Here is an 8,288-nt window from a genome sequence, read left to right on the forward strand (position 1 = left end):
CATTGACCGGGGTCATGGTTCGTTGCAATAGCCCTACGCTTTATACATACTTGCGACCGATTTTTATCCTAATAAAATACCTAAACCGTGGAACCTTAGAATGAGCACAGCAATCAGCCCGACTGCTTATAACTATAAGGTAGTCCGCCAGTTCGCCATCATGACGGTGGTCTGGGGGATCCTTGGCATGGGGCTCGGGGTTTTCATCGCGTCACAGCTTGTGTGGCCTGAATTGAACCTTGGCCTCGAGTGGACGACCTTCGGCCGTCTGCGTCCCCTGCATACCAACCTTGTGATCTTTGCCTTTGGTGGCTGTGCATTGTTTGGCACCTCCTACTACGTCGTGCAGCGAACCTGCCAGACACGACTGATCTCCGATTCGCTGGCCTCGTTTACCTTCTGGGGTTGGCAAGCGGTTATCGTCGGCGCGATCATCACCCTGCCACTGGGTTACACCACCACCAAAGAATACGCCGAGCTGGAATGGCCTTTGGCTATTTTGCTGGCCATTGTCTGGGTGACCTACGGCATTGTGTTCTTCGGCACCATCACCAAGCGTAAAACCAAGCATATCTATGTCGGTAACTGGTTCTACGGTGCATTCATTGTCGTGACGGCAATGCTGCATATCGTCAACCACGCGTCCCTGCCGGTGAGCTTCTTCAAGTCCTACTCGGCTTATGCCGGTGCGACTGACGCCATGATTCAGTGGTGGTACGGCCATAACGCGGTAGGTTTCTTCCTGACTACCGGCTTTTTGGGGATGATGTACTACTTCGTGCCCAAGCAGGCCGAACGTCCGATCTACTCCTATCGCCTGTCCATCGTGCACTTCTGGGCGCTGATCACCCTGTATATCTGGGCCGGTCCGCACCACTTGCACTACACCGCACTGCCGGACTGGGCCCAGTCTCTGGGCATGGCGATGTCGATCATCCTGCTGGCACCCAGCTGGGGCGGCATGATCAACGGCATGATGACCCTCTCGGGCGCCTGGCATAAGCTGCGCACCGACCCGATCCTGCGCTTCCTCGTGGTATCCCTGGCCTTCTACGGCATGTCGACCTTCGAAGGCCCGATGATGGCGATCAAGACCGTCAACGCGCTGTCGCACTACACCGACTGGACCATCGGCCACGTACACGCCGGCGCTCTGGGCTGGGTGGCGATGATTTCGATCGGTGCCATGTACCACATGATCCCCAAAGTCTATGGCCAGAAGCAGATGTACAGCACCGGCCTGATCAACGTTCACTTCTGGCTGGCGACTATCGGTACCGTGCTCTACATCGCCTCGATGTGGGTCAACGGCATCACCCAGGGCCTGATGTGGCGTGCGATCAACGACGACGGCACCCTGACCTACTCGTTTGTCGAAGCACTGCAAGCCAGCCACCCGGGCTTTATTGTTCGCGCCCTTGGCGGTGCCATTTTCGCCAGCGGTATGCTGTTCATGGCCTACAACGTGTTCCGCACCGTGCGTGCCTCGAACCCGGTAGAAGCTGAAGCGGCGACCAAGATCGCTGTAGTTGGAGCGCACTGATGATCAAGCACGAAACAATCGAGAAGAACATCGGCCTGATGGCCTTCTTCATGGTTATCGCCGTGAGCATCGGCGGCCTTACCCAAATCGTTCCGCTGTTCTTCCAGGACGTGACCAACACCCCGGTCGAGGGCATGAAGCCGCGTAGCGCGCTGGAACTGGAAGGCCGTGACATTTATATCGCCAACGGCTGTGTCGGCTGCCACTCGCAGATGATCCGTCCGTTCCGTGCCGAAACCGAACGCTATGGCCACTATTCGGTTGCCGGTGAAAGCGTGTGGGACCACCCGTTCCTGTGGGGCTCCAAACGCACCGGCCCGGACCTGGCCCGAGTGGGCGGGCGTTACTCCGATGACTGGCAGCGCGCGCACTTGTATAACCCGCGCAACGTCGTGCCCGAATCGATCATGCCGGCTTACCCGTTCCTCGTTGAGCGCAAGCTGGACGGCAAGGACACCGCGAAAAAAATGGAAGTCTTGCGCACGCTTGGCGTCCCTTACACCGACGAAGACATCGCCGGGGCCAAGGATGCAGTGAAGGGCAAAACCGAAATGGACGCACTGGTGGCTTACCTCCAGGGCTTGGGCACCATCATCAAAAGCAAACGGTGATCTGAATGGATATCGGGATGATTCGTGGCCTGGGCACTGTCGTCGTGATGGTGGCTTTTATCGGTTTGGCATTGTGGGTATTCAGCCCGCGACGCAAGTCAGAATTTGACGACGCGACCCTGTTGCCGTTCAAGGATGATCCCGAAGCCATCAAGCACGTCGAGCAAGAGCAAGCTTCTAGGAGTAACAAAGAATGACTACGTTCTGGAGTCTGTACGTTACAGTCCTCACTCTGGGTACCATCTTCGCCCTGACCTGGTTGTTGCTGGCCACCCGCAAGGGCCAGCGCAGCGAGCAGACCGACGAGAAAGTCGGCCACGCGTTCGACGGCATCGAAGAGTACGACAACCCAATGCCGAAATGGTGGTTCATGCTGTTTGTGGGCACCGTCATTTTCGCCCTCGGCTACCTTGTGCTGTACCCGGGCCTGGGTAACTGGAAAGGCCTGCTGCCGGGCTACCAGTACCTGGACACCAAAGAGCAGACGCCGTTTGCCAATGGTCAGACCGGCTGGACCGGTGTACACGAGTGGGAAAAGGAAATGGCCAAATCGGACGCCAAGTTTGGGCCGATCTTCGCCAAATTCGCAGCCATGCCCATCGAAGAAGTGGCCAAGGACCCGCAAGCACTGAAAATGGGTGGCCGCCTGTTCGCCTCCAACTGTTCGGTGTGCCACGGCTCCGACGCCAAAGGCGCCTACGGCTTCCCCAACCTGACCGACGCCGACTGGCGCTGGGGCGGGACGCCTGCCGACATCAAGACCACCATCATGGCCGGCCGTCACGCGGTCATGCCGGGCTGGTCCGAAGTGATCGGTGAGCAAGGCGTAAGCGACGTTGCCGCCTACGTGCTGACCAGTCTCGACGGGCGCAAGCTGCCGGAAGGTGCGAAAGCCGACCCTGCCAAAGGCAAGGAAATCTACGCGACCAACTGTGCGGTTTGCCACGGGCCGGAGGGCAAGGGCAACCCGCTGATGGGCGCACCCAACCTGACTCACCCGGGGGCGTTTATCTACGGTTCGAGCTTTGCTCAACTGCAGCAGACCATCCGCTACGGCCGTCAGGGCCAGATGCCTGCCCAGGCTGACCTGCAGGGGAACGACAAGGTTCACTTGCTGGCCGCCTACGTGTACAGCCTGTCCCATGGTGATGAAGCCAAGACAGACGAGTAACGCGCTAGTTTGAACGCTGCAAAAAATGGCCCCGCCAACGACAGTTGGCGGGGCCATTTTGTTTCAGGGCTGCAGCAGCTATTGCCGTACACACCCACAAGGTAGTAACGTTTCTACATTGTATTTTTGGGGAGGATCAGCCCATGACCATCACCACCATTTCAAGCCGCGAATTCAACCAGGACACAAGCGGTGCCAAAAAAGCATCGCAACAAGGGCCTGTTTACATCACTGACCGTGGCCGCCCCGCCCATGTACTGCTATGCATGGAGGAGTACCAACGGCTAACCGGCCTGGACACCAGCATTGTCGACCTGCTGGTGATGCCCGAAACAACGCCGGTTGAATTCGAACCCGAACGCGCAGTCATCACGCCGCGCCCAGTGGATTTCTAATGTTCCTGCTCGATACCAACGTAGTTTCTGAACTGCGCAAAACCCAGGCCGACCCTGCAGTGGTGGCCTGGGCCCGCAGCGTCCCGGCTTACAAACTGTATATCTCGGCCATTACCCTGCTGGAAATCGAAACTGGCATCTTGCGCCTGGAGCGCCGCGACCCGGGTCAGGCCGCCCCCTTGCGCAACTGGCTTGAAGTACATGTTATGTCTGCTTTTGCCGGGCGCGTGCTGTCAGTCGATGGCGCCGTTGCCAGACGCTGCGCCCGCCTGCATGTGCCTGACCGCAGCAATGAATGCGACGCCCTGATCGCGGCCACCGCACTGGTGCATGACATGACCGTGGTTACCCGCAATACCCGGGACTTTGCCTTTAGCGGCGCCCCTTTGCTCAACCCTTGGGAGCTTTGACTCAGCCAGAACGCAACTCACCTGCAGGTGTAAGTCAATTGATCCATGTCATGAGTTGTTACAACTCCTATACCAACTTGCCATTTTCCGGAACGCGACCAAAGGTCGCACCCTTGAGCTAGAGTCACAGGGGTATCATTACGCTATCGCAACACCTTCTGACCGCGGTCGGCACGTACTGACCGAGGCATTTTCCACTGCCGTGGGACGCACTAATGAGCAATCAGATTCCTGTACACAACGTCACTCCACCTGCCAAAAAACCCGCTGAAAGCACTGACCTGTACGCGGCCAGGGAGAAAATCTACACCCGCGCCTTTACCGGGCTTTTCCGCAATCTGCGCATTGGCGGCGGAGCGCTGTTGTTCCTGCTGTATTTCGGTACGGTATGGCTCAACTGGGGCGGTCACCAGGCGGTGTGGTGGAACCTGCCCGAACGCAAATTCTTTATTTTTGGCGCCACCTTCTGGCCACAGGATTTCATCCTGCTCTCGGGGCTGCTGATCGTCGCGGCCTTTGGCCTGTTCTTTATTACGGTTTACGCCGGGCGCGTGTGGTGCGGCTACACCTGCCCGCAAAGCGTTTGGACGTGGGTGTTCATGTGGTGCGAGAAGGTCACTGAAGGCGACCGCAACCAGCGCATCAAGCTCGACAAGGCACCGATGAGCGCCAACAAGTTTGTGCGCAAGTTCAGCAAGCACACACTCTGGCTATTGATCGGCTTTGTCACCGGCATGACCTTTGTCGGCTACTTCTCACCCATCCGCGAACTGGTGATCGACTTCTTCACTGGTCAGGCTGATGGCTGGGCGTATTTCTGGGTCGGCTTCTTCACCCTCGCCACCTATGGCAACGCCGGCTGGCTGCGCGAGCAGGTGTGCATCTATATGTGCCCGTATGCGCGCTTCCAGAGCGTGATGTTTGATAAAGACACCCTGATCGTTTCCTACGACCCGCGCCGTGGTGAAGTCCGTGGCCCGCGCAAAAAGGACGCCGACTACAAGGCCATGGGCCTGGGCGACTGCATCGACTGCACCATGTGCGTGCAGGTATGCCCGACCGGGATTGATATCCGCGATGGCCTGCAGATCGAGTGCATCGGCTGCGCGGCCTGTATCGATGCCTGCGACAGCATCATGGACAAGATGAACTACCCCCGCGGCTTGATCAGCTACACCACCGAGCACAACCTCTCCGGCCAGAAAACCCATAAGCTGCGTCCGCGCCTGATCGGCTATGCCCTGGTATTGCTGACCATGATGGGTCTGCTGGCCGCTGCGTTCTTTACCCGCACGCTGGTAGGCTTCGACGTGAGCAAAGACCGCGTGCTGTATCGCGAGAACGCCGAAGGGCGGATCGAAAACGTCTACAGCCTGAAGATCATGAACAAGGACCAGCACGACCACACCTACGTGCTGGAGGCCACCGGCCTGCCGGATCTCAAGCTGCAGGGCAAACGCGAAATCAAGGTCGCGGCCGGCGATATCGTCAGCCTGCCGGTCGAGCTGTCAATTGCCCCCGAGAAGCTGCCGTCGAGTACCAACGAGGTGTTCTTTATCCTCAAGGACGCCGACAACAACGACGTCAACGTTAAAGCCAAGAGCCGATTCATCGGCCCACAAATCAGATAAGAGAACTCGACATGCCCGCAGCAAATGCTTCCAGCCCCTGGTACAAGCACATCTGGCCATGGATCATCATTGCCATCCTGGCCTGCTCGGTAACCCTGACCCTGTCGATGGTCACCATTGCCGTGAACAACCCGGACAACCTGGTCAACGATAATTACTACGAGGCGGGCAAAGGCATCAATCGGGCACTGGACCGTGAGCTGCTGGGCCAGACCCTGCAACTCAAAGCCAAGTTGCGCCTGGATGAAATGACCGGCGAAGTCGTGCTGCTGCTTGAGGGCAACAGCAAGCCGCAAGTGCTGGAACTGAACCTGATTTCACCGACCCAGCCGGAAAAAGACCGCAAGGTCAGCCTGAGCCAGAGCGCAACGGAACCGGGTCGCTATATCGGCCAACTGGATGACAAGATTGAAGGTCGCCGCTTTGTTGAGCTGCTGGGTGTTGAAGATGGCAAGACCTGGCGCCTGTTCGAAGAAGAACTGGTCGGCCACGACAAGGACCTGCTGCTGGGCGACGAGCCCATTCAAGGCGCTGAAGACCACAAGTCGAAATAACCCCATCGCGGGCAAGCCCGCTCCCACAGGGATGCGCGAACCCTGTGGGAGCGGTCTTGTCCGCGATGACGTATTTTCTGGTGACACAATATCGCGATAGAGCACCATGACCACTCCCGTTCCCTGCTATCACTGCGCCCTGCCCGTCCCCCCCGGCAGCCGGTTTACCGCCGTTGTTCTGGGCGAAGTTCGCGAGTTCTGCTGCCCCGGCTGCCAGGCAGTGGCCGAGGCTATCGTCGCTGGCGGTCTCGAAAGCTATTACCAGCACCGCAGTGAAGCATCCGCCAACCCTCAAGCCCTGCCCGTGCAACTGGTTGAAGAGTTGGCGCTGTATGACCGCCCCGATGTGCAAAAACCCTTTGTCCGACATGAGGGCGAGCAAGCCGAAACCACCCTGCTGATCGAAGGCATCAGCTGCGCCGCCTGTGGCTGGCTGATCGAAAAGCACCTGCGCCATCTGCCAGCCGTCAGTGAAGCGCGACTCAACTTGTCCAACCATCGCCTGCAGGTACGCTGGGACGATAGCCAATTGCCATTGAGTGAAGTCCTCAGCGAACTGCGCCATATCGGCTATGCCGCGCACCCGTACCAGGCCGACCGTGCCACCGAACAATTGGCCAGCGAAAACCGCCTGGCCTTGCGCCAGCTCGGTGTCGCCGGGCTGCTGTGGTTTCAGGCCATGATGGCTACCATGGCCACCTGGCCAGAGTTCAATATCGACCTCAGCCCCGAGATGCACACCATCCTGCGCTGGGTAGCGTTGTTTCTGACAACACCTATCGTGTTCTACAGTTGCGCCCCCTTTTTCAAAGGCGCCATGCGCGACCTGCGCACCCGCCACCTGACCATGGATGTGTCAGTCTCCCTGGCCATCGGCGGTGCTTATATCGCCGGGATCTGGACGGCCATCACCGGCGTCGGCGAGCTGTATTTCGATGCTGTGGGCATGTTTGCCCTGTTTTTGCTGGCCGGCCGCTATCTGGAGCGCCGCGCCCGCGAGCGCACCGCCGCCGCCACTGCGCAATTGGTCAACCTGCTGCCAGCCTCATGCCTGCGCCTGAGCGCTGACGGGCAAAGCGAACGCATTCTGCTGACTGAACTCAAGGTCGGCGACCGGGTGCTGGTGCACCCCGGCTCAATCCTGCCGGCTGACGGCAAGATCCTGGATGGTCAGTCCAGCATCGACGAATCCCTGCTGACTGGCGAATACCTGCCACAACCACGGCAGATTGGCGACGCCGTCACGGCCGGTACCCTGAATGTGGAAGGCGCGCTGACCGTTGAAGTCATGGCGCTGGGCCAGGACACGCGCCTGTCCGCCATCGTGCGCCTGCTTGATCGCGCTCAAAGCGAAAAACCTCGCCTTGCGGAGATTGCCGACAAGGCCGCGCAGTGGTTCCTGCTGTTCTCATTGATCGCTGCTGCGGGTATCGGCCTGTGGTGGTGGCAACTTGATGCATCACGGGCCTTCTGGATTGTCCTGGCGATGCTGGTCGCCACCTGCCCTTGCGCTTTGTCGCTGGCGACGCCGACCGCACTCACCGCCGCTACCGGCACCCTGCACAAGCTGGGCCTGCTACTGACCCGTGGCCATGTGATCGAAGGCCTGAACCAGATCGACACAGTGATTTTCGACAAGACCGGCACCCTGACTGAAGGACGCCTGGCGCTGCGGGCCATTCGCCCTTTGCGCGAGCTGGACAGCGACCACTGCCTGGCCCTTGCGGCCGCTCTGGAAAACCGCTCCGAGCACCCGATTGCCCGTGCGTTTGGCCGCGCTGCGCAAGCCGCTGAAGAAGTACGCAGCGTGCCTGGACTGGGCCTTGAAGGGCTGGTCGGCGAGCAGCGCTTGCGCATAGGCCAGCCAGGATTTGCCTGTGAGCTGAGCCAGTGCCCGATCCCGGACATGCCGGACGAACCCGGCCAATGGCTGCTGCTGGGCGACACCCAAGGCGTGCTGGCCTGGTTTGTTC

At 59.3% G+C, this 8,288-nt stretch carries 9 protein-coding genes; all 9 read left to right on the plus strand.

What is annotated here, in order from left to right; translation table 11 throughout:
• The first annotated feature begins 100 nt into the window (after window positions 1-100).
• Complete coding sequence (ccoN, locus tag GHO03_RS16065) at window positions 101-1,543, plus strand: cytochrome-c oxidase, cbb3-type subunit I (protein WP_095002754.1); 1,443 nt, start codon at window positions 101-103, stop codon at window positions 1,541-1,543.
• Entirely contained in the window at window positions 1,543-2,154 is a 612-nt protein-coding gene (gene ccoO / locus GHO03_RS16070) for a cytochrome-c oxidase, cbb3-type subunit II (protein ID WP_016780305.1), read from the plus strand. Before ccoN ends, ccoO begins: the two co-directional genes overlap by 1 nt.
• 5 nt (window positions 2,155-2,159) lie before the next feature.
• Window positions 2,160-2,351: a CcoQ/FixQ family Cbb3-type cytochrome c oxidase assembly chaperone gene (locus GHO03_RS16075; RefSeq protein ID WP_003447209.1), complete on the plus strand. Its 192-nt coding sequence runs from the start codon at window positions 2,160-2,162 to the stop codon at window positions 2,349-2,351.
• Window positions 2,348-3,325: a cytochrome-c oxidase, cbb3-type subunit III gene (gene ccoP, locus GHO03_RS16080; RefSeq protein WP_095002755.1), complete on the plus strand. Its 978-nt coding sequence runs from the start codon at window positions 2,348-2,350 to the stop codon at window positions 3,323-3,325. Before GHO03_RS16075 ends, ccoP begins: the two co-directional genes overlap by 4 nt.
• Before the next feature lie 143 nt (window positions 3,326-3,468).
• Window positions 3,469-3,720 (plus strand): type II toxin-antitoxin system Phd/YefM family antitoxin, encoded by a 252-nt coding sequence (locus tag GHO03_RS16085; protein WP_095002756.1) that lies wholly within the window; start codon window positions 3,469-3,471, stop codon window positions 3,718-3,720.
• Window positions 3,720-4,130 carry a type II toxin-antitoxin system VapC family toxin gene (locus GHO03_RS16090; protein WP_133144953.1) on the plus strand — a complete coding sequence of 137 codons (411 nt, stop codon included), beginning with the start codon at window positions 3,720-3,722 and terminating at the stop codon, window positions 4,128-4,130. Before GHO03_RS16085 ends, GHO03_RS16090 begins: the two co-directional genes overlap by 1 nt.
• Window positions 4,131-4,345: 215 nt before the next feature.
• Window positions 4,346-5,761: a cytochrome c oxidase accessory protein CcoG gene (gene ccoG, locus GHO03_RS16095; protein ID WP_095002758.1), complete on the plus strand. Its 1,416-nt coding sequence runs from the start codon at window positions 4,346-4,348 to the stop codon at window positions 5,759-5,761.
• Window positions 5,762-5,772: 11 nt separating this feature from the next.
• On the plus strand, window positions 5,773-6,315 hold the full coding sequence (locus GHO03_RS16100; protein ID WP_095002759.1) for a FixH family protein: 543 nt from the start codon (window positions 5,773-5,775) through the stop codon (window positions 6,313-6,315).
• 106 nt (window positions 6,316-6,421) lie between these two features.
• A partial coding sequence (locus GHO03_RS16105; protein WP_153400182.1) for a heavy metal translocating P-type ATPase occupies window positions 6,422-8,288 on the plus strand: 1,867 nt, incomplete at its 3' end.

Source organism: Pseudomonas sp. FSL R10-1339, from assembly GCF_009600545.1.
GTDB classification, from domain to species: domain Bacteria; phylum Pseudomonadota; class Gammaproteobacteria; order Pseudomonadales; family Pseudomonadaceae; genus Aquipseudomonas; species Aquipseudomonas bubulae.